Annotated in this window: 10 protein-coding genes and 1 pseudogene; 10 read left to right on the top strand and 1 reads right to left on the bottom strand. The window is 71.7% G+C overall.

Going from position 1 to position 21,256, the window contains the following annotated elements; all coding sequences use genetic code 11:
• Positions 1–14: 14 nt before the first annotated feature.
• The 4 genes and pseudogenes from ND450_RS03195 to ND450_RS45955 form a co-directional block, all read left to right on the top strand.
• Positions 15–10,826 carry a non-ribosomal peptide synthetase gene (locus ND450_RS03195; protein WP_253324658.1) on the top strand — a complete coding sequence of 3,604 codons (10,812 nt, stop codon included), beginning with the start codon at positions 15–17 and terminating at the stop codon, positions 10,824–10,826.
• Positions 10,813–12,504: an ABC transporter ATP-binding protein gene (locus ND450_RS03190; protein ID WP_253324657.1), complete on the top strand. Its 1,692-nt coding sequence runs from the start codon at positions 10,813–10,815 to the stop codon at positions 12,502–12,504. The genes ND450_RS03195 and ND450_RS03190 overlap by 14 nt, the downstream gene beginning before the upstream one ends.
• Positions 12,501–13,457 (top strand): alpha/beta hydrolase-fold protein, encoded by a 957-nt coding sequence (locus ND450_RS03185; protein WP_253324656.1) that lies wholly within the window; start codon positions 12,501–12,503, stop codon positions 13,455–13,457. The genes ND450_RS03190 and ND450_RS03185 overlap by 4 nt, the downstream gene beginning before the upstream one ends.
• An 85-nt stretch (positions 13,458–13,542) precedes the next feature.
• Positions 13,543–13,749 (top strand): annotated as a pseudogene (locus ND450_RS45955) (aldo/keto reductase); the annotation flags it as partial.
• 91 nt (positions 13,750–13,840) lie between these two features.
• Here the strand turns inward: ND450_RS45955 and ND450_RS03180 are convergent.
• Positions 13,841–14,164 (bottom strand): YciI family protein, encoded by a 324-nt coding sequence (locus ND450_RS03180; RefSeq protein WP_253324655.1) that lies wholly within the window; start codon positions 14,162–14,164, stop codon positions 13,841–13,843.
• A 167-nt stretch (positions 14,165–14,331) separates the two neighbouring features.
• Between ND450_RS03180 and ND450_RS03175 the strand changes: the two genes are divergently transcribed.
• The 6 genes from ND450_RS03175 to ND450_RS03150 all read left to right on the top strand — a co-directional run bounded on the left by ND450_RS03175 (position 14,332) and on the right by ND450_RS03150 (position 21,155).
• On the top strand, positions 14,332–15,396 hold the full coding sequence (locus ND450_RS03175) for a hypothetical protein (RefSeq protein ID WP_253324654.1): 1,065 nt from the start codon (positions 14,332–14,334) through the stop codon (positions 15,394–15,396).
• Positions 15,397–15,398: 2 nt separating this feature from the next.
• Complete coding sequence (locus ND450_RS03170; RefSeq protein WP_253324653.1) at positions 15,399–16,535, top strand: toxic anion resistance protein; 1,137 nt, start codon at positions 15,399–15,401, stop codon at positions 16,533–16,535.
• A 133-nt stretch (positions 16,536–16,668) separates the two neighbouring features.
• The gene (locus ND450_RS03165) at positions 16,669–18,270 is read left to right on the top strand and encodes a VWA domain-containing protein (RefSeq protein ID WP_253324652.1); all 1,602 of its coding nucleotides are present in this window, start codon (positions 16,669–16,671) and stop codon (positions 18,268–18,270) included.
• A complete protein-coding gene (locus tag ND450_RS03160; RefSeq protein WP_371927636.1) occupies positions 18,257–18,823 on the top strand; it encodes a hypothetical protein in 567 nt (188 codons plus the stop codon). The genes ND450_RS03165 and ND450_RS03160 overlap by 14 nt, the downstream gene beginning before the upstream one ends.
• Positions 18,824–18,943: 120 nt before the next feature.
• Positions 18,944–20,329, top strand: coding sequence for a hypothetical protein (locus ND450_RS03155; RefSeq protein ID WP_253324651.1), 1,386 nt, complete (start codon positions 18,944–18,946; stop codon positions 20,327–20,329).
• Positions 20,292–21,155 (top strand): hypothetical protein, encoded by an 864-nt coding sequence (locus ND450_RS03150; protein ID WP_253324650.1) that lies wholly within the window; start codon positions 20,292–20,294, stop codon positions 21,153–21,155. Before ND450_RS03155 ends, ND450_RS03150 begins: the two co-directional genes overlap by 38 nt.
• The last annotated feature ends 101 nt before the right edge of the window (positions 21,156–21,256 follow it).

The following is a 21,256-nucleotide window of genomic DNA, read 5'->3' as shown; positions in this document are numbered from 1 at the left end:
CCGATCGTGAAGGGATGGCTGAGTCGTCGATGGAACAGATGGCCGACCGTGACGTACTTCTTTCGACCGCCCGGATCGCCTCCGTCCGGCGCCGGGCCGGTGAGTACCCGCAGCGGACCATCGCCGTGGCGAGTGCCGTCGCACTGCACCACTGGGCAGACCCGTCCCTCGCGGTCGAGGGCTTCGAGCTCACCCCGTCCACGCTGTTCAACGACGTGCTCGTGTGGGCCGACAAGGGCCAGAACTCCGCTGTCGCCGAACGGCCCGACGGATGGGCGATCCCCGTTCCCGACGGTGTCGGCCTCGCCGAGGCGCAGCGCGTGCTGGACGGCCTGGCCGAGTTCCCGAACCGCGCCATCGGCACGCTGACGTCCCAGACGGTCGAGGAACGCCTCGCGGAACTGGCCCGCTGGAACGACAACGAGTTCCCGCGCGAGCGCCCGAGCATCGTGGAACTGTTCCGCGAGCAGGCCCGGCAGCGCCCGGACGCCGTCGCGATCAACGACGACGACCGCTCCTTCACCTACGGCGAGGTGCTGGCGTTCTCCAACCAGCTCGCGCGCCACCTGGCCGAGCGCGGCGTCACCGCCGAACAGGTCGTCGGCATCTCGTTCCCCCGCTCGGCCGAGATGGTCGTGAGTCTGCTCGCGGTCCTGCAGGCCGGGGCCGCGTTCGTGCCGCTGGACCCGCAGTGGCCGGCCTCGCGCCGCGAGTCCGTGATCACCGACGCCCAGGTCGTCCTGACGCTGGGCAGTGGCCAGGAGAACGAGCCGGAAGCCGTCGCGGTCGACCTCTCCGACTGGGCCTTCTCGGAGTACTCCGATGATCCCACCGACGTCGCGATCCGGGGCGCGCAGCTCGCGTACGTGATGTTCACGTCCGGTTCGACCGGCCGCCCCAAGGGCGCGATGATCCGGCACGAGGCGATCAGCGAACGCCTGCTGTGGCAGGTGCACCAGATCCTCCACTTCGGACACTCCGACGCGTCGCTGTTCAAGGCGCCGCTGTCGTTCGACATCTCCATCAACGAGATCTTCCTGCCGCTGGTGTGCGGCGGCCGGACCGTCGTCGTGCGCTCCGGCGGCGAGCGCGACCCGCACCACCTGCTGCGCACGATCGACCGCCACCGCGTGACGTTCGTGTACCTGGTGTCGTCGATGCTGGACGTGCTGCTGAACATCGCGGGCGAGGGCGAACTGGGGAGCCTGCGGCACGTGTGGTGCGGCGGCGAGGTGCTGACCCCCGAGCTGTACGAGCGCTTCCGCACGCGCCTCGACATCCCGATGTACCACGGCTACGGCCCGGCCGAGGCCACGATCGGCGTCTCGCACGTCATCTACCGCGGCGAAGCCGAGCGGCTGTCGACGTCGATCGGCAGGGCGAACCCGAACACGGACCTCTACGTGCTCGACGACCAGCTGCGGCCGTGCCCGGTCGGTGTCGGCGGCGAGCTGTACATCGGCGGGTTCCTGCTGGGGCGCGGTTACGTGAACGCGCCTGGCCTGACGGCGTCGCGGTTCGTCGCGAACCCGTTCGCCACAGACGGATCCCGGCTCTACCGGACCGGAGACCTGGCGCGGTTCGCGCCGGACGGATCGCTCGACTTCCTCGGCCGCGTCGACAACCAGGTCAAGATCCGCGGCATGCGGCTCGAGCTGGAGGACGTCGAGCTCGCGCTGGCCGAGCACCCGCGGGTGCGCCACACCTGTGTCGTGGTGCGGAAGAACTCGGCGGGCGGCAACTACCTCGTCGGGTACGTCGTGCCGTCCGACCCGGAACTGACCTCGGACGCCGTCAAGCAGTGGGCGACCGAGAACCTCGTCGAGTACATGGTGCCCGCGCACGTCGTCGTGATGAGCGAGTTCCCGTTGACGCCCAACGGGAAGCTCGACCGCCGCGCGCTGCCGGAACCGGTCGTGGAGACCGGTCCGATCACCGAGGCCGCCACCGACGACGAGGCCGTGATCTGCGCCGCCGTCGCGTCCGTGCTGCGGATCGAGCAGGTGGGGGCCGACCAGGACTTCTTCGACCTGGGCGGCGACAGCATCCTCGCGATCTCGCTGCTGTCCGCGCTGCGGGCGGAAGGCGTGTTCGTCACCGCCACCCAGATCTTCACGAACCGGACTCCGCGCGCGCTGGCAGCGGTCGCTTCCCGTGACGGCGCAACGGCGGTGGACCACGACGACGCGCCGACCGGTCCGGTGGCGGGTCTGCCGATCGTGCAGTGGCTCGGGGAGACCACCGACGCGATCGACGGGTTCGTGCAGTCGGTCGTGCTCAACACCCCCGCCGAGCTGACCTCGGACGCCCTGACGCGGATCCTCGACGCACTGGTCGCGCGGCACGACATGCTGCGCGCCAAACTCGTCCGGGGCGAACGCTGGTCGTTCGACATCCCGTCCGACGGGTCCGCGTCGTGGTTGGAGAGCAACGCCTCCCTGGAGGAGTGCGTCGCCGCGGCGACCGAGGGGCTGGACCCGGACGCGGGCGTCATGCTGCGCGCTGTCTGGCGTCCGGAAGCCCGCCAGCTCGTGCTCGTGATCCACCACGTCGTGATCGACGGCGTCTCGTGGCGCATCCTGTTCGACGACCTCGCCCTGGCCTGGCAGCAGATCTCGTCCGGTGCTCCGGTCGAGCCCCGCCCGGTCGGCACGTCGTTCCGGCGCTGGACGCAGCTGCTGGAGCAGGCGTCGTTCGAGGACGACCGCGCGTACTACGAGCGCCCGCTGCCGGGCGTGGACCAGCTGCTCGGTCGGCGCGAGTTGACCGAGGCGGATGTCGTTGCGGCGGAACAGGTTCGCACCGTCACGGTCGGCTCCCGGGCCACCGCCGCGTTGCTCGGTGACGTGCCCGCGTTGTTCCACGCCAAGGTCAACGACGTGCTGCTGACCGGTCTCGCGGTCGCGCTGGCCCGCTGGCGCCGCGACAACGGGCAGGACCAGACGTTCGCGCACGTCGAGCTGGAGGGCCACGGTCGCGAAGGCCGGTTCGTGCCGCGCGACCCGGACCTGTCGCGCACGGTCGGCTGGTTCACGACGTTGTTCCCGGTGACGGTCGACCCGGTCGACGTCGACGACCTAGCCGCGGCCCTGAAGCGGGTGAAGGAGGACCTCGCGCGGGTGCCGAGCAACGGCGTCTCGTACGGCGCGTTGAAGTACCTGCACGACGAGAGCTTCGACGCATCACGCCCGCAGGTGCTGTTCAACTACCTCGGCCGGTTCGCCGGGGGCACGACCGGCGACTGGCAGCTCGCGGAGAACGCGGGTCAGCTCGGCGAGAAGCGCGACCCGGCGATGCGGCTGCCGCGCGCCCTGGAGTTCAACGCCTCCGCCGAACCCGGCGCCGACGGCGAGCTGGAGCTGGTCACCGTCCTGTCGTGGCCGGCCGGCGTGTTCACCGACGCCGACATCACCACGATAGGCGAGTACTTCGTCGCCGCGCTCGAAGGCCTGGCCGGGCTCACCGCCGGTGGCCACTCCCCCAGCGACTTCCCCCTGGTGCCGCTGACCCAGGCCGACGTCGACGCCCTGGACTCCCCGGCTCTGCGCGAGGTCCTGCCGCTCACGCCGTTGCAGGAAGGCCTGTACTTCCACTCCGTCTTCGACGACGACTCCGCGCACCGGTACGTCGAGCAGCAGCTGCTCACGCTGACCGGCGCCGTCGACGCCCGGCGGCTCGAGGAAGCCGCGACGCGGGTGTTCGAGCTGTTCCCGAACCTGGCCGCGCGGTTCGCGAGCCTCGCCGACGGCCGGGTCGTGTCGGTGCTGGAGTCCGGTGTCCGGCCCGTGTTCACCACGGTGAACGGCCAGGGCATGTCCGACGAGGAGATCAGCGAGCTGGCCGAACGCGACCGCGTCGCCGGCTTCGACCTCGCCGCCGGTCCGCTGATGCGCTACACGCTGGTGCTCACCGCGCCGCGGCGGTACGTGCTGATCCAGACCGTGCACCACATCATCGCCGACGGCTGGTCGGTGCCGCCGATGCTGCGCGCGCTGCTGGCCGAATACGACGCGCCGGGCTCGGTGCACGTGCGCGGCAGCTACTCCGACTACGTGCGGTGGCTCGCCGAGAGCGACGCCGGCGAGAGCGACCGGGTCTGGGCGCGCGAGCTGGAGGGCCTGCCCGGTCCGTCGATCACCGTGCCGGACCACACGCCGTCCAGGCTGTTCGCCGACATGCACCTCGACGCCCCGTCCGATGTGGACGAACGGGTGCGCGCCGCCGGGGTGTCGCTCAGCGTCGCCGTGCACAGCGCGTGGGCCGTGACGCTCGGCGGGATCCTGGGCCGCCAGGACGTCGTGTTCGGGTCGACGGTGTCGGGCCGCGACGCCGACGTGCCCGGCATCGACGAGCTCGTCGGCCTGTTCATCAACACCATCCCCGTGCGCGCCAGGTGGTCCGGCGGCACGACCGCGCGCGAGCTGCTCGACGCCGTGCGCGAACACCAGACCGCGGTCCTGCCGCACCAGCACGTGTCGCTGTCCAGGATCGGCAAGCTCGCGAACGCCGGGGCGCTCTTCGACACGCTCGTGGTGTTCGACGTCTCGGCCGACGTGACCTCGTTGCGCAGCGAGTCGTTCGGCATCGAGCGCGTCGACGGCGAGGGCGCGCCGCACTACCCGCTGACGCTGGTGGTCGAACGCCGGCACGACGGTTCCGTGCGGTTCAACCTGATCCACGACACCGCCGTGATCCGTCCCGCCGGTGCCTGCCGGATCGTGGAGGCGTTCGCCGGCACGCTGACCGCGCTGCTGACCGGCGAGGACGTCCCCACGCCTCGGAAGGACGAGCCCGCCGCGGTCGAGGCCGCGACGCTCGCCGAACTGTTCGACGCCGCCGCCGGCCGCGCGCCCGAGTCGCGGGCCGTGACGCTGTGCCGCATCGACGGCACCTCCGAAAGCCTGTCCTACGGCGAACTGGCCGAGGCGAAGACGCGGCTCGCACGCACGCTCGCCAACGCGGGCGTCGGGCCGGACGACCGCGTCGCCGTCGCCGTGCCGCGCTCGCTCGACCAGGTCGTCTCGCTCGTCGCGGTCGTGTCCGCGGGGGGCGCGTACGTGCCGCTGGACGTGGCGTACCCGGACGACCGGCTCGAGTACCTGATCGCCGACACCGCGCCGCGGGTCCTGCTCATCGCTCCCGAACAGCGCGACCGCTTCGCCGCGATCGTCTCCCGGATCGGCGGCGGCACGCGGGTGATCGCCGTCGGCGACGAGGTGGACGGCCCCGGTGTGATCACGCCGGCGACCTGGCGGCACCCGGCGTACGTGATCTACACGTCCGGGTCGACCGGCAAGCCCAAGGGGGTCGTGGTCTCGCACCGCAGCGCGGTGACGTTCCTCGCGAACATCCAGCCGGACGTGGGTCTGGGACCGGACGACGTGGTGACGCAGTTCCACTCGTTCTCGTTCGACCCCGCGGTGCTGGAGGTGTGGGGCACGCTGACCAACGGCGCCGAACTGGTGGTGCCCGACCGCGGGCTGACCCGCTCGCCGGTCGACTTCCACCGGCTGGTGCGCGAGCGCGGCGTCACCTTCCTGGTCCAGACCCCGGCGGCGTTCTACCAGATCATCGAGGCGGACCGGCACAGCGAGCCGATCACGACCGTGCGCCGGGTCATCATCGGCGGTGAGGCGCTGGAACCCGAGCGGTTGCGGCACTGGGCGGAGCGGTACGGCACCGCGCGGGCGGAGATCGCGAACTGCTACGGCCCGACCGAGTCCACTGTGTACACGACGTGGCACGTGCTCGACGACCACGACTACGAGCCCGGCCGCGCCGACGGCTGCCCGATCGGCCCGCCCGTGCCCGGTCAGCGCGCCTACGTGCTCGACGACCGGCTGCGGCCGGTCGGACCGGGCGTCACCGGTTCGCTGTTCCTCGCCGGTCCGCAGCTCGCGGACGGGTACGCGAACCGGCCGGGTCTCTCGGCGAGCCGGTTCGTCGCCGACCCGTTCGCGGGCGACGGCTCCCGCATGTACGACACGGGCGACCTGGCGAGGTGGAACCTCGACGGCGAGATCGAGTTCCTCGGCCGCGCCGACGGCCAGGTGCAGCTGCGCGGCTTCCGCATCGAGCTGGGCGAGGTCGAGGCCGTCGTCCGCGAGGTCCCGGGCGTCACCGACGTGGCCGTGACCGTGGCGGACACCGCCGACCACCTGGTCGCGCACGTCGTGGGCACACCGCCCGCCGACATCGCGTCGCTGCTCGCCGGGAAGCTGCCGCAGCACATGGTGCCGCAGCGGATCATCCCGCTGGAGCGGCTGCCGATCACGGTCAACGGCAAGCTGGACCGCGCCGCCCTGCGGGAACGCGCCCGCGAGCACGCGGCACCCGTGGCCGCGCCGTCCGCCACGGCGGATTCCTCCGTGCTCGACTCGCTGGTCGAAATCTTCCGCGACGCGCTGCCGGTGTCCGATGTGGACGCCGACACCGACTACTTCGTCGCGGGCGGCGACAGCATCGTGGCGATCGGCGTGGTGAACCGGGCGCGGGCGCTCGGGCTCCACATCTCGCCGCGCGACATGTTCCTGCACAAGACCCCGCGAGCGCTCGTGGAGAAGTTCGCCGCGCAACCCGTGCGGCAGACGGCCCCGGTCGTGGAGGAGATCTCCGACGGCCCGGTCGTGCCGACGCCGATCGTGTTGCGGCTGCGGGAGCTCGGCGGGTCGCTCGACCTCTTCGCCCAGGCGCGGCAACTGCCGTGCGCGAGCCTGGAGGAGGCCCGGCGTGCGGCGAACGCGGTCGTGGCGGCGCATCCCGCACTGCGCCTGCGCCTGAACACCGACCAGGGCGTGTGGTCGCTGCGGACAGAACCGGCCGCGGACGTCGACGTCGTCGTGTCGGCGGACGACCCGCAGGAGGCCGCCGAGGCGGCCGCGGGCAGGCTCGACGCCGAAGCCGGTGCCGTGGCGGCGTTCACGTGGCTGGAGAACAGCGGCACGCTGGTCGTCGTCGTGCACCACCTCGCGGTGGACGCCGTGTCCTGGATGATCCTGCTCGAGGACCTCGCCGTCGCGATGCGCGGCGAGGAGCTCGCGCCCGTGACGACGTCGTTCGCCTCGTACGCGGCGGCGCTGGCGCTGAACGCCCAGTCCGGCGGCGACCTGCGCCGGTGGATCGAGACGCTCGACGCCCCGGTGCTCACACCGCGGCTGGGTGAAAGGCGCGAGATCACCGTCGCGCTGGCTGCCGACATCACCGGCGCTGTCGTGCGGAAGGCGCCGAACGCCCTGGGCGTCGGCCTGACCGAACTGCTGCTCGGCGCGCTGCGGACCGCGCTCACCGAGATCCAGGGCACCCCGACGGACCTGGTGGTCGACCTGGAACGGCACGGCCGCGTTCCGGCCGCCGGGCACCACGACTACACCCGCACGGTCGGCTGGTTCACCGCGATCGCTCCCGTCAGGCTCGGCCCCGCCACGGATCCCGTCGAGGCGGCCCGCGAGGTCGTCTCCCGGCAACCGGACGAGGTCGCGCACGTCGAGTTCGGTCAGCTGCGCCACCTGAGCCCGCAGACCGCGCCCGTGCTGGCCGCGCTGCCCCGGCCGCAGGTGCTGTTCAACTACCTCGGCCGCGCCAGCGAGTCGCAGGCGCTGCACGTCGACCCCGAGAACCGGCCGAGCCCGTACGCGGTCGAGGTCAACTGCTGGGTCGACGCCCACGGCTCGTTGCGCGCCACGTTCGGGCTGACCGACGACGTGTCGGACGAGATCGCGGCGCGGTGGCTGCTGGCCCTGGAGCGGATCGCGGACGCCTCGGCGACCGTGCGCCACACCGCTCCGGTCTCGCCGTTGCAGCGCGGCCTGTACTTCCAGGCGGAGCTCGCCGGCGGTTCGGGTCAGTACGTGGCCCAGAGCTTCTTCGCGTTCGACCGGCGCCTCGACCCCACCGCCCTGGGCAAGGCGCTCGACCACGTGATCGCGAAGCACCCGGTCGTCGGCGCGGGCTTCCAGACCGACTCCGGCGGCACGCCGGTGCAGGTGCTGGGGACCGCCGTCCCGACGCGGGTGCGCACGGTCGACGTGCTCAACTCCGACGCCGTCGAGGCGTGGCGCGGGAAGGACCGCGCCACGGGCTTCGACCTGACCTCACCCCCGTTGGTGCGGCTCACGGTCCTGCGGCTGCCGGACGGCCGGGACGCGCTGCTGTTCACGAGCCACCTGCTGCTGTGGGACGGCTGGTCGCGCGCGATCGTGCTCGACGACCTGTTCGACGCCTACCGCGCGCTCCTCGCGGGCGAGCCCGTCGACCCGACGCCCGCCACGCCGAGCTTCGAGAGCTACACCCGCACCCTCGCCGAGAAGGACGTCGTTGCCGCGCAACGGTTCTGGGCCGATCACCTCGCGGACCTGCCCGGGCCGACGCTCCTCGGCGACCAGTCCACTTCGGACGCGCTGCCCACCAAGATCGTACGGACGTTGCCGGTCGAGGCGTCGAACCGGGTGCGGGAGACCGCGCGCCGGCACGGCGTGACGGTGAACTCGGTGGTCACCGGGGCTCTCGGGCTGGTGCTCGGCCGCGAGACCGGGCGTGGTGACGCGGTGTTCGGCGTGACGGTCTCCGGACGGGAGGAGGAGGGCACCGAGGGCATCGTCGGCGTCCTGCTCAACACCGTGCCGATGCGCGTGACCGCCCAGCCGCACAACACCGTCGGCGAGTTCCTCGCGGGCGTCCAGGCGTCCCGTGTCGCCTCGATGGAGCACGAGCACTTCGGCCTCGGCGAGATCCAGCGCGCGAGCGGCCACGACCAGCTGTTCGACAACCTGTTCGTGCTGCAGAACTTCCTGGACGACGACACGTTCACCGAGTTCAACGCGAAGAACGGGATCGTCGACCACGACGCCGAGGACTCGACGCACTACCCGTTCACGTGGGTCGTGACGCCGGGCGAGGAGCTGACCGTCAAGGTCGAGTACCGGCCGGACGTCACCGATCCGGCGTTCGCGCAGCGGGTGTTCGACTCCTACCTGGCCGTGCTCGACGAGCTGACCGGCACCGACGGGCTGGTCGGCTCGATCGGGTCGGGACCGGCGCCGGAACTCAACCCCGCCAACGACTTCGGCAATCTGACGGTGGTCGACCTGTTCGACCAGGCGGCCGACCGCAACCCCGAGCGAGTCGCGTTGGTCGCGCACGGCGACACGATGACGTTCGCGGAACTCCGGGACCGCAGCCGTCACCTCGCCGGCGTGTTGTCGGACAAGGGGATCGGCGTCGAGACCTCGGTCGCCCTCGCCGTTCCCCGCTCGCTGGACTGGGTCGTCGCGCTGTTCGGCGTCCTGCGCTGCGGCGCGGCCTACGTGCCGCTGGAGCTGGACCACCCGGACGAGCGGATCGCCGCGATCATCGACGACGCCCGGCCGGCGTTGGTCGTCACGACGAGCGCGGTGGCGCCGCGCATCCAGGGCACCACGTTCAAGCTGGACGAGCCGTGGCCGGACGCCGAACCGGTGACCACCTTCTCCGAGAACGACCCGAACCGGCTCAAGCACGCGGCCTACACGATCTACACCTCGGGTTCGACGGGCAAGCCCAAGGGCGTCGTCACGGAGTACGCGGGCCTGACGAACATGCTGGTCAACCACCAGCGGCGGATCTTCGAGCCGGTGCTGGCCGAGCACGGGCACCGCACGTTCCGGATCGCGCACACCGTGTCGTTCGCGTTCGACATGTCGTGGGAGGAGCTGCTCTGGCTCGCCGACGGCCACGAGGTGCACATCTGCGACGAGGAGCTGCGCCGCGACGCGACCGGGCTCGTCGAGTACTGCCTGGAGCACGAGATCGACGTCATCAACGTGACGCCGACCTACGCGCAGCAACTGGTGGCCGAAGGGCTGCTGGCCGCCGAGCACAAGCCCGCGCTGGTGCTGCTGGGCGGTGAGGCCGTCACGCCGACGTTGTGGCAGCTGCTCGCCGACACCCCCGGCGTGGTGGGTTACAACCTCTACGGGCCGACCGAGTACACGATCAACACGCTGGGCGTCGGCACGTTCGACTGCGTCGACCCGGTGGTCGGTGTGGCGATCGACAACACCGACGTCTACGTGCTCGACCCGTGGCTGCGGCACGTCCCGGACGGCGTGGCCGGTGAGCTGTACGTGTCGGGCGTGGGCATCGCGCGGGGGTACCTCGGGCAGCCGGGGCAGTCCGCGGAACGGTTCGTGGCGTGCCCGTGGGTGCCCGGCGAGCGGATGTACCGCACCGGTGACCTGGTGATCCGGCGCCCGGACGGCAACCTGCTCTACCTCGGCCGCACCGACAAGCAGGTCAAGATCCGCGGTCACCGCGTGGAGCTGGGCGAGGTCGAGGCCCGGTTCGCCGCCCACCCGGACGTCCGGTTCGTGGCGGCCGTCGCGCAGGCCGACCCGCAGGTCGACGGCGCCTACCGGCTCGCGGCCTACCTGGTCCTGGCCGAGGGAGCCGACATCCCGTCGATCGCGGCGGAGGTCGGCGCCGGCATGCCGGACTACCTGCGGCCGACGCACTTCGCCGCCGTGGACGCGATCCCGCTCACGGTCAACGGCAAGGCGGACACCGCGGCCTTGCCCGAGGCCCGTCCTCTGGGCACCCTGATGACCGAGGTCGAGGACCGCGAGCTGACGGAGACCGAGACGATCGTCCGCGAGATGTTCGCGGAGGCGCTCGATCTCGACGAGGACGAGGTGGGCATGGCGAGCGGTTTCACCGACCTGGGCGGGCACTCGATGCTCGCGGTGAGGCTGATCGGCCTGCTGCGCCGCGAGTTCGGTCCCGTGGTCACGATCCGCGACCTGCTGTCCCTCTCCACCCCCGAAGCGATTGCGCGCCACGTTGACGAATCCTGAAGTCCGCACCGGCAGGGAGATCCTGCGGGTCGCCCTGCGCCGCAACCGCGGGGCCATGACGGCCGGGACCCTGCTCATGGGGTCCTACCAGGCCGCCGAGACCGCCGTGCCGATCCTGCTCGGCGTGATCGTCGAGTACGCGTTGCGCGGCGGGCGGCTCAGCTCGCTCGGGCTGGCGCTGCTCGCGCTCGGGCTCGTGATGGCCACGGTGTCGTACTCGTGGCGGTTCGGCATGCGGATCCTGCAGAAGGCGAACACGACCGAGGCGCACAGGTGGCGCGTCGCGGTCGCCGACCGCGGCCTGCAGCCGGTGGCGCGCCAGGTCGACCTGAAGTCCGGCGAGGTGCTCACCGTCGCCACCGAGGACGCCGACCAGACCGCGGACATCATCGAGGTGGTGCCGCTGCTGGTCAGCTCGCTGGTGTCGGTGGTGATCACCGGGATCGTGCTGGCGGTGATCAGCGTGCCGCTGGGTGTCGCCGTGTTCGTCGGCACGGCGGCGATCCTGACCGTCCTGAGCGTGATGTCGAAGCGGATCGGCGCGAACACCCGGGTGCAGCAGGCGAAGGTCGCACGGGCCGGGGCGAAGGTCTCCGACCTGATCGCGGGCCTGCGGCCGTTGCACGGGTTCGGCGGCAGTTACGCGGCCTTCCAGGCCTACCGCCGGGTGAGCACCGAGGCGAAGAAGCAGTCGATCGTGGTGGCGCGGGTCAACGGCGTGTACGCCGGGGTGTCGCTGGCGCTGAACTCGGTGCTGGCGGCCGCGGTGACGCTGTGGGCGGGCCTGCTGACGTTCCGGGGTGAGATCGGCATCGGCCAGCTGGTGATGGTGGTCGGCCTCGCGCAGTTCCTGATCGAGCCGCTGAAGCTGTTCAGCGAGATGCCCAAGTACGTGATGATCGCGCGGGCCTCGGCCGAACGGATGGCGCTGGTCCTCGCGGCGCCGCCCCGCATGACGCCCGGTGTGGAGGTGCCCGGCCCGGAGAGCGGGCTGGAGGTCTCCGGGGTGTCGCTCGGATCGTTGCGGGACCTCACGTTCTCGGTGGAACCCGGTGAGTTCGTGGCGATCGCGGCCTACCAGCCGCAGGCGGCGGCCGAACTGGTGTCGGTGCTGTCCGTCGAGGCGCCACCGGACTCGTACTCGGGCGTCGTGCGGGTGGGCAAGCGCGAGGTCGCCTCCCTGACCATCGAGAGCGTGCGGGAACACCTGCTGGTGAACCCGTCGCACCACGAGGTGTTCGCGGGAACGTTGCGGGAGAACGTGGACCCGGCAGGCACCAGCGCGTTGGTGGACGAGGCCGTGGCCGCCGCGATGCTGACCGACGTCGTGGCCCTGCACTCCGAGGGCCTCGACTACGCCGTGCGCGACCGGGGCGCGAACCTGTCCGGCGGGCAGCGGCAGCGGTTGTCGCTGGCGCGCGCCCTGGCGGCGGACCCGGAGATCCTGGTGCTGCACGACCCGACCACGGCCGTCGACGCGGTGACCGAGCAGCTCATCGCCCGCAACATCACCGAGCTGCGCCGCGGCCGCACGACGGTCGTGATCACCAGCAGCCCCGCGTTGCTCGACGTGGCCGACCGGGTGATCGTGCTGGACGGCGGCGCGGTGACGTCCGAGGGCACGCACCGCGACCTGCTCGGCCGTGACTCCTCCTACCAGCTGGCGGTGGCCCGATGACGCGGTTCGAGTGGCGTGGAGGCCCTGCCTCGCTGCGGTTCGAGGACGTGCTGGACCCGGTGGAGCTGCTGCCCGACGGTGAGGTCTGGGCGGCCGAGGTCGATCTGCCGGAACGGTTGCGCGTGACCTACTACTTCGTGGACGCGGACGGCGAGGAGCACGCGGACCCGTCCAACCCCGCCGGGGCGGGGCCGAACCGGTCGATCTTCGCGACGCCGGACCTGGAGCCGCAGCCGCACTGGCCCGTGGTCGGGCCGGACGAGGTGCTGGACGTGCCGTCGTTGCGGATCCGGTGGAACGGGTCGTTGGGGCGCAAGACGATTCGCGTGCACAAGGGCGGCGAGCCGGTCGTGCTGCTGCTCGACGGCGACGACTGGATGTACGTGCACCCGGCCGTGGCCGCGTTCGAGTCGGCGGTGAAGGCGGGCGAGATGCCGTCCGCCACCCTCGTCTTCCTCCCCACGCCGCGTGATCGCGGTGCCGAGTACAGCTCACCCGAGCTGTGGCGGGCCGTCCGGGACGAGCTGCTGCCGTTGCTCGCGGAGAACGGCGTGGCGGTCGACCTGTCGCGGTTCGTGGTGGCGGGCCAGAGCCTGGGCGGGCTCAGCGCGTTCCGCGCGGCACTGGACTTCCCCTCGCTGGTGTCGAAGGTGGCGTGCCAGTCCGGTTCGTTCTGGTGGGGGCGCGACCTGCCGGAGCACGGGCTGTCGCTCGACGGCCCGGCCGGGGGCGACACCGCGGGCCTGTTGCGCGCGGGGCCTGACCTGTCGGGGCTGCGCGTGGCGTTCGACGTCGGCGAGCACGAGCCGAGGATGCACCGGCACTGCTCGGTGGTCGAAGAGCTGGCCGTGCGGGCGGGTGCGACCGTGCGGACGAACCGGTCGCCGTCCGGGCACGACCGGGTGGGCTGGCGGCACGCGCTGGTGCGCGACGTCGCTTGGCTGCTCGGCTAGCGCCCAGCTGGCCAGCAGCCGCAGGTTCTGCTCGGACGGCGAGCCCGGGCTCGACCTGCGCGCGTCGTGGGGCGGCACGTTCGCCATGTCCGACCCGGGCAACCAGGCGAAGCTCGCCGCCGTCGAGCAGGTCTCGAAGCTCGCCGCGGAGACCGGTGTCTCGTTGCCCGCGCTTGCGACGGCGTTCGCGCTCTCGCACCCCGGGGTCACGTCGGTGATCCTCGGCGGCAGCAAGCCGCACCACCCCACCGACCTGCTCGCGACGCAGAGGGTGCGGCTGAGCGAGGACGTGCTCGACGAGATCGTCCCGCCCGGCACGAACGTGCGGCGGAACGACGCGTTCGTGACGACGCCGGCCGTGCTGGACAAGAGGTGCGCCGCCGTCAGGACCGCAGCGGCCACACCTCGACGACTCCGTGCGCGACCGCGCACGGGGTCCCTTCCACCATCCGGACGGCCTCCTCCAGCGACTCGGCCTCGACCACCGCGAACCCCGCGACCGGCAGCGCGGAGGTCAGGAACGGCCCCTCGTCCACCTTCGTCCCGTTCCCGCCGTGGTTGCGCACCTGCACGGGCGGGCCCGCGACGCCCATCTCCACCCCGGCCGCCCGCAGGCGCGCGTCGTGGGCGTGCGCCTCGTCGCGGACGGCCTGGTCCGTGCGGTCGTAACCCGCGCGGTCGCCGTACCCGATCGTCACGAACTTCATCGCTGTACCTCCTCGTCGTCCCTCCTCCACTACCGACCCGCGGACTGCTCGGAACTCATCGGCCCGTTCATCGAGAGTTCACCTCCCGCTTGCCACCGGCCACCGGGAAAACCCGTCGAAGTGACGAAGGATCTGGTCCTCGACAGGGTTTCCGGCAGAGGTGGACAGTGAAGAGAACGCTCGGCATCGGCCTGGCGGTGGTGCTCCTGGTGGGCGTGGTGACCGCGATCGTCCTGGGACAGGGCGGCGACACCGCCCAGCTCCAGACCGTGCGCGGGGTGATCGGTTCGGAGAAGCTCGCCTTCTTCGCCGACCAGCGGGTCAAGGACGTGTTCGCGAAGCACGGCCTGGAGGTCGAGGTCGACCCGGCCGGATCGCGGCAGATCGCGACGACCGCGGACCTCGACTCGTACGACTTCGCGTTCCCCTCCTCGGCCCCCGCCGCCGAGAAGATCCAGCGCGACCGCAAGGCCGCCCGCACGTACGCGCCGTTCTCGTCGCCGATGGTCATCGCCACGTTCGACCCGATCGTCGACCTGCTGGCGAAGGTCGGCGTGGTGAAGTCCGGGCCTGGCTATCCGACGTTCGACGTGCAGGCTTACCTCGGGCTGGCGGCGCAGGGCACGCGCTGGGACCAACTGTCGGGCAACACCTCCTACCCCGCGCGCAAGAACCTGCTCGTCACCACGACCGATCCGCGTGACTCGAACTCGGCGGCCATGTACCTGGCGATCACGTCGTTCGTCGCGAACGGCGGTGTGGTGACCTCGGCCGACGGCGAGGCGCGTGTGCTGCCGGCGGTGTCGAAGCTGTTCCTGGACCAGGGGTACACGCAGAGCAGTACCGAGGGCCCGTTCGAGGACTACCTGTCCGCGGGCATGGGCAAGACGCCGCTGGTGCTGGCGTACGAGGCGCAGTTCGTGGACCGAGTGGTGCGCGGCGACTCGTCGATCCGACCGGACATGAAGCTGCTCTACCCGGCCCCGACCGTGCTGTCGAAGCACACCCTGGTGCCACTGCGCGCTGCCGGCGACCGCGTCGGGGAGTTGCTGACGGGCGACGCGGAACTGGGGAGGCTCGCGGCGACGTTCGGCTTCCGCACCGCCGATCCGCGGCACTTCGACGACGTGGTGAAGAACCTGGCCGTGCCGCGGACGATCGTGGACGTCGTCGAACCGCCCGCGCACGAGACCCTGGAGCGGATGCTCGAGGCGATCGCGAAGCAGTACTGACCATGTCCGACTTCGTGCTGACGCCACCGGACCCGGTCGAGCCCGTCCCGGCCGACCGTGCCGCGGGCCTGATCCCCTTGTCCGACAAGGCAGAGCTCTCGGCGCGTGCCGAGGCCTTCGTCTCCTCCCTGGCCGCCGTCGACCCGCAGTCGCCCGACTTCGGCCGCATCGTGGACGAGGCGCTGGTGCTCGGCGAGTCCGAGATGCGGGTCGCGGCCCAGATCGCGGGCCGCCTGCTCGACCGCACGCTGGCGTCGGTCTCGTCACCGCACGGCGCCCAGGTCTCGACCAGCCTGACCGAACTGCGGCGCTCCGTCCGCGAACTGGACCCGCAGGACCTGAGCAAGCTGACCGGCCGCAAGCTCTTCGGCCTGCTGCCCGGCGGCAACGCGGCGAGGAGCCTGCTGGCCCGCCTCCGCGCGGCGGACGAGCCGATCAACCGCATCGTGCTGAAACTCCGCTCCGGCCAGGACGCCCTCAAGCGCGACAACGCCGCCATCAAGGGCGAACGGCAACGCCTCTGGGACCTGATGACGCGGCTCTCCCGCGACGCCGCCCTGGCCGCCGAGATGGACGAGGCGGTGGAACGCCAGGTGGCGATCCTCGACCTGGCCGAACCCGCCCGCGCCCAGGCACTCCGCGCCGATGTGCTCTTCGGCCTCCGCCAACGACACCAGGACCTCCTCACCCAACTCGCCGTCTGCGCACAGGGCTACCTGGCCCTCGACGTGGTGCGCCGCAACAACGACGAACTCGTCAAGGGCATCGAACGCGCCGTCAGCACCACCGTCACCGCCCTGCGCATCGGCGTGGCCGTGGCAGCGGCGCTGGCGGGTCAGCGCGAGGTGATCGACCAGGTGGACGCCGTCCGAGGGCTCACCGACTCGATCCTGAAGTCCAACGCGACGCTGATGTCGGTGCAGGGCCAGGACGTCCAGCGCATCGCGTCCACGCCGGCCGTCGGCATCGAGGCGGTGCGGACCTCGTTCGACCAGATCTACTCGGCGATCGACGCGATCGACACGTTCAAGGCGCGGGCGGCCGACTCGATGTCGAGCACGGTGTCGGCGCTGGACGCGGAGATCAGGCGCGCGCACGACCACCTCAGCCGGGTGCGGGAGACCGGGGACCGGCAGTGACCGGCTGCGGAAGACCGGGGACCGGTCGCGGCGTGGCCGCAGACCCCGCACCTCTCACCGCCGCCTGCCCGCACACCTGTGCCCCCACCGGCCGCCCACACCTCCCACCTCCAGCCTCCTCCCAGGAGCCCGCATGATCCGCCGCCTCCTCCCCGCAGCCGCCGCTCTGGCGCTGCTAGCGGGATGCTCCGACTCCCCCGACCCCGCCACGCCCGTCGGCGACCCCACCCCGGGCACCCTCCGCGTCCTGGCCGGCAGCGAACTGGCCGACCTCCAGCCGATCCTGGAAGAAGCGGCCGACGCCACCGGCGTCACCGTGAAGTTCAGCTTCACCGGCACCATCGAAGGCGCCGACAAGGTCGCCAGTGGCGAGGCCGAGAAGGGCTTCGACGCCGTCTGGTTCTCCTCCAACCGCTACCTCGAACTGGTGCCCGACGCCCAGAAGCGGCTGGGTACGCCCACCAAGGTCATGTCCTCCCCCGTCGTGCTCGGTCTGCCCGCCGACAAGGTCGAGGAACTCGGCTGGGACACGAAACGCGTCGGCTGGGCGGAGATCGCCGCGGCCGCGGGCGCGCAGAAGTTCACCTACGGCATGACCGACCCGTCCGCCTCGAACTCCGGGTTCTCGGCACTGGTGGGCGTCGCGGCCGCGCTGTCCGGTGAGGGCTCTGCCCTGGACGCCGCCCGCATCAACGCCGTCGCGCCGCAGCTCAAGCAGTTCTTCTCCGCGCAGAAGCTGTCCGCCGGCTCCTCCGGCTGGCTGACCGAGGCGTTCCAGCGCAGGGCCAGAGGGGAGGACCCCGGCGCCGAAGTGGACGGTCTGATCAACTACGAGTCGGTGCTGCTGTCGTCGCCCCAGCCGCTGACGCTGGTCTACCCGAGCGACGGGGTGGTGACGGCGGACTACCCGCTGACGCTGCTCACGTCGGCGACGTCGGAAGCCCGTGAGGCGCACCAGAAGCTGTCCGACCACCTGAAGTCGCAGGACGTCCAGCGCAAGATCATGGAGACCACGCACCGGCGTCCCGCCACGCCCCAGGTGCAGCTCGACGCGAAGTTCGCCGTCAAGGATCTCGTCGAGCTACCGTTCCCCGGCAGCCAGTCCGCTGTGGACGGTCTGATCACCACGTACTTCGACCAGCTGCGCCGCCCGTCCCGCACGCTCTACGTGCTCGACACGTCCGGCTCGATGCAGGGCGACCGGATCGACGGCCTGCGCCAGGCGCTCACCGGGCTGACCGGGGCCGACGAGTCGCTCGCCGGGAGGTTCAGCCGGTTCCACGGGCGCGAGCAGGTCACGTTGCTGCCGTTCAGCAGCAGCGCGAGGCCGGCGCTGAAGTACGAGGTGCCGCAGGACGACCCGCGCCCGGTGCTCGACCAGATCCGCGCCACGGCCACGAGCCTCGACGCGTCCGGCGGTACGGCGATCTACAGCAGTCTGCGCGGCGGTTACGACGTGCTGCGCCGGCAGATCGACGCGGACCCCGACCGGTTCACGTCCATCGTGCTGATGACCGACGGCGAGAACACCGGTAGCGAGGACGTCCTGGACTTCCAGCTGTTCCACCAGGCGCTGCCGCAGGACCTCAGGGGCATCCCGATCTTCCCGGTGCTGTTCGGCGAGAGCGCGACGGCCGAGATGGAGCAGGTCGCGAAGATGAGCGGGGGCAAGGTGTTCGACGCCCGCAGCCGCTCGCTCTCCGCCGCCTTCAAGGAGATCCGTGGCTATCAGTAGGTACCTGGCCTCCTGGAAGAACCTCGCCGGCTGCACGGGTGGGCTGATCGGGCTCGGCCTGCACTTCGCCGGGGTCGCGGGCTCCTACTGGGTCGTGGTGGTCGTCGGCCTCTACGGCGTCGGCGCGCTGCTCGCCCCACCCGAGCGCATCACCCTGGTCACCGACCCCGAGGAGGAAGCCGGCGCGCTCAAGTCCGAACTGGACGCGCTGGTGCGGAAGGTCCACGGCTTGAAGGTGCCGGACGAGGTCGCGCCGAAGGTCGCGGAGATCGCCGAGGTCCTGCACGGCCTGCTCGACCGCCCTCGCGAGCTGCGCGCCGACCCGGACGCCCTGCACGCCGTCACGAGGCTCGTGGGCACCGACCTGCCGCTGTCCGTGCAGACCTACCTGAACCTGCCGTGGTGGTACGCCGCCGCACGTGGTTCGGGCGCGGAACTGGTGCGGCAGCTGGACCTGCTGCACGCCGACGCGATCAGAACGGCCGAACGGTTCCACGCCGCCGACGCGCAACGCCAGGCCGACCACACCCGCTACCTGGAGGACCGCGAGTAGGTGGCGTCCGCCTCGACGAAGCTTCGCCGGTAAATGCGTGCCGACCGCGTACGTGGCGGTCGGCGGACTCCGCTAGGTTTCCCCGGTCCTGGCTGGAGAAGTGCATTCGAGGGTGAAGCTGTGCTGGTGCCGGAGTCGGCGTTCGAGCGGGCGAAACTGGGGTCCGGGCAGCTCTTCGCGGTCACCCGGCCACCGGGCGCCGAACGGACGCGGCACCTGGTCCGGGCGGCGGAACTGGCGCGGGCGCACGGGTTCGCCGTCGCCTGGGTCGGCTGCCGCGCGGACGCTCCGGCGTTCTGGCCGTGGCAGGCGGTGCTGGCGGGCCTGGGGGCCGACACCTCCACGCTCGACGCCGCACCGGAGGACGTCGTCGAGGCACTGGCCGGGACACCCGCGTTGATCGTGATCGACGACGTCGACCTGGCGGGCGAGGAGGCGGCCCGGCTCACGCAGGTCGTGGCGGGCAGCGTCCACCGCCTGCCCGTCGTCATCGTCGTCACGTCCGCGGACACCGCACCTGTCCTCCCGTCGCCGCCGGAACAGGACGCGGCCCGTATCGTCGAGCGTGCGCACACCGCACTCGCGGAGGGCCGGATCACCGAGGCCCGCGACCTCCTCGACCAGGCCGCCCGCGACGGCGACCCCGAGGCCGCACTCGGTCTGCCCGGCATGTGGGTCAACAAGTTCCGCGCCCGTGCGGACCGCGCCCTCGCGATCGCGCGCCTGCGCGAGGCCCTCGACGGGCACCCGCCGGAACCGTTGCGCACCAGGCTGATCACGAGGCTCGCCGCCGAGCACGCCTACGACCGGCGTGAGACCGAGCCCGTGCTGGAGGCGCTCGGGAAGGCCAGGGCCACCGGCGATCCGCGGACCCTCGCCGAGGCGTTGTCGCTTGCCCACCACGCGCTGTGGTCCCCGGAGCACACCGCCCTGCGGCTGGCGCTCGCCGACGAACTGGTCTCCGTCGCGTCGGCGGCGAGACTCGGCCTGCTGGCGCTCAGCGGCCTGTGCCGCCGCACGATGGACCTGTTCTGCCTGGGCGACCCGCACGCCGAACGGTCGCAGGCAGAACTCGCGAGACGGGCGGCGAACCATCCGGGTCTGCTGTTCTTCCACGCCGCGATGGACGTCATGCGCACGATCCGCGCCGGACGGTTCGCCGAGGCCGAGCAGAAGTCCCTGCACTGCCTGCGGATCGGGCTCGAAGCAGGCGACGTGGACGCGGAGACGTTCCACAGCACGCACCTGTTCGCCATCCGCTGGCTGCAGGGCCGCGGTGGCGAACTGGTCGACCTCGCCGAGCAGGTCACGCACCCCCACCCTGCCGGACCTGGAGTTCAGCTTCGAGGCGGCGCTCGCGTTGCTGGCTCTCGAAGCGGGACAACGGGATCGCGCGCGGTCGGCGATGCATCGATTGACGATCAACGGACTGAGCGCGGTTCCGCTGTCCAGCACGTGGATCACGTGCATGTTCTGCGTGGTCCACGTGGCGGCGGCGCTGGGTGAGGCCGAGATCGCCCGGGAGGCGTACCGGTTGCTGGAACCGTTCGCGGACCTGCCCGTGGTCCCGGCGACGGCGATCGTCTGCTTCGGCTCGACCGAGCTGCTGCTGGGCATCGCCGCGACGACGTTCGGGGAGTCCGCTCTCGCGACCGGGCACCTGGAGCGCGCCGTCACCACGAACATCCGGCTCGGCAACCTGCCGATGACCGCGTACGCCCGCGCCACGCTCGCCCACCTCGTCGGCGGTGACCGCGGGCGGGAGCTGTTCGACGTCGCCATCCGCGACGCGAAGGCGATCGGCATGGACGAACGCGCCGCGCTGTGGACACGGGCACGGGACGGGCTGGCCGGCCGGATCGTGATCCGCAAGGAGAACGTGTGGTGGGTGGTGTCCCACCACGGCAAGGAGATCCGCGTCGAGGACCTGGTCGGCATGCGGTACCTCGCGCGGCTCGTGGCGGACCCCGGTGTGGAGATCGCCGCGCTGGAACTGGTCGGCGGTGAGGACAGCGGCAACCAGCCGGTGCTCGACCCGGTGGCCCGTGCCGCCTACCTCACCCGCATCCGCGACCTGCGCGCGCAGCTCGACGACGACCCGACACCGCGCCTGGAGGCAGAGCTGGAGGCGTTGCTCAGCCACCTCGAACGCGAGACCGGCATGGGCGGCCGCGGCCGGAACTTCGCCGGGCCCGCCGAACGCGCCAGAACCGCGGTGCGCAAGGCGATCCGGCGCGCCATCGACGCGATCGCGGCGACCGAACAGCCCACGGCGGACGCGCTGCGCGACGCCGTGACCACCGGCTACCGCTGCTCGTACCGGCCCGGCTGATCTTGACCACCGGCTGACCACCGCCGACCGGCAGGATGAGACCGGATCGCGGCTCGCACCCCCAGGGCGAGCCGCGGTCCACCCCCGGTCAGTGCCTCCGA

The sequence above is a fragment of the Lentzea sp. HUAS12 genome, assembly GCF_024125735.1.
Classification (GTDB): Bacteria; Actinomycetota; Actinomycetes; order Mycobacteriales; family Pseudonocardiaceae; genus Lentzea; species Lentzea albida.
Note: the sequence above shows the minus strand (reverse complement) of the source record. Positions and strands in the feature narration are given on the sequence as shown.

Excerpts from the sequence above, each read along its gene's own strand:
- ND450_RS03195 (WP_253324658.1), top strand. The coding sequence starts at position 15 with ATGGCTGAGTCGTCGATGGAACAGATGGCCGACCGTGACGTACTTCTT.
- ND450_RS03185 (WP_253324656.1), top strand. The coding sequence starts at position 12,501 with ATGACGCGGTTCGAGTGGCGTGGAGGCCCTGCCTCGCTGCGGTTCGAG.
- ND450_RS03180 (WP_253324655.1), bottom strand. The coding sequence starts at position 14,164 with ATGAAGTTCGTGACGATCGGGTACGGCGACCGCGCGGGTTACGACCGC.
- ND450_RS03170 (WP_253324653.1), top strand. The coding sequence starts at position 15,399 with ATGTCCGACTTCGTGCTGACGCCACCGGACCCGGTCGAGCCCGTCCCG.
- ND450_RS03165 (WP_253324652.1), top strand. The coding sequence starts at position 16,669 with ATGATCCGCCGCCTCCTCCCCGCAGCCGCCGCTCTGGCGCTGCTAGCG.
- ND450_RS03150 (WP_253324650.1), top strand. The coding sequence starts at position 20,292 with ATGTTCTGCGTGGTCCACGTGGCGGCGGCGCTGGGTGAGGCCGAGATC.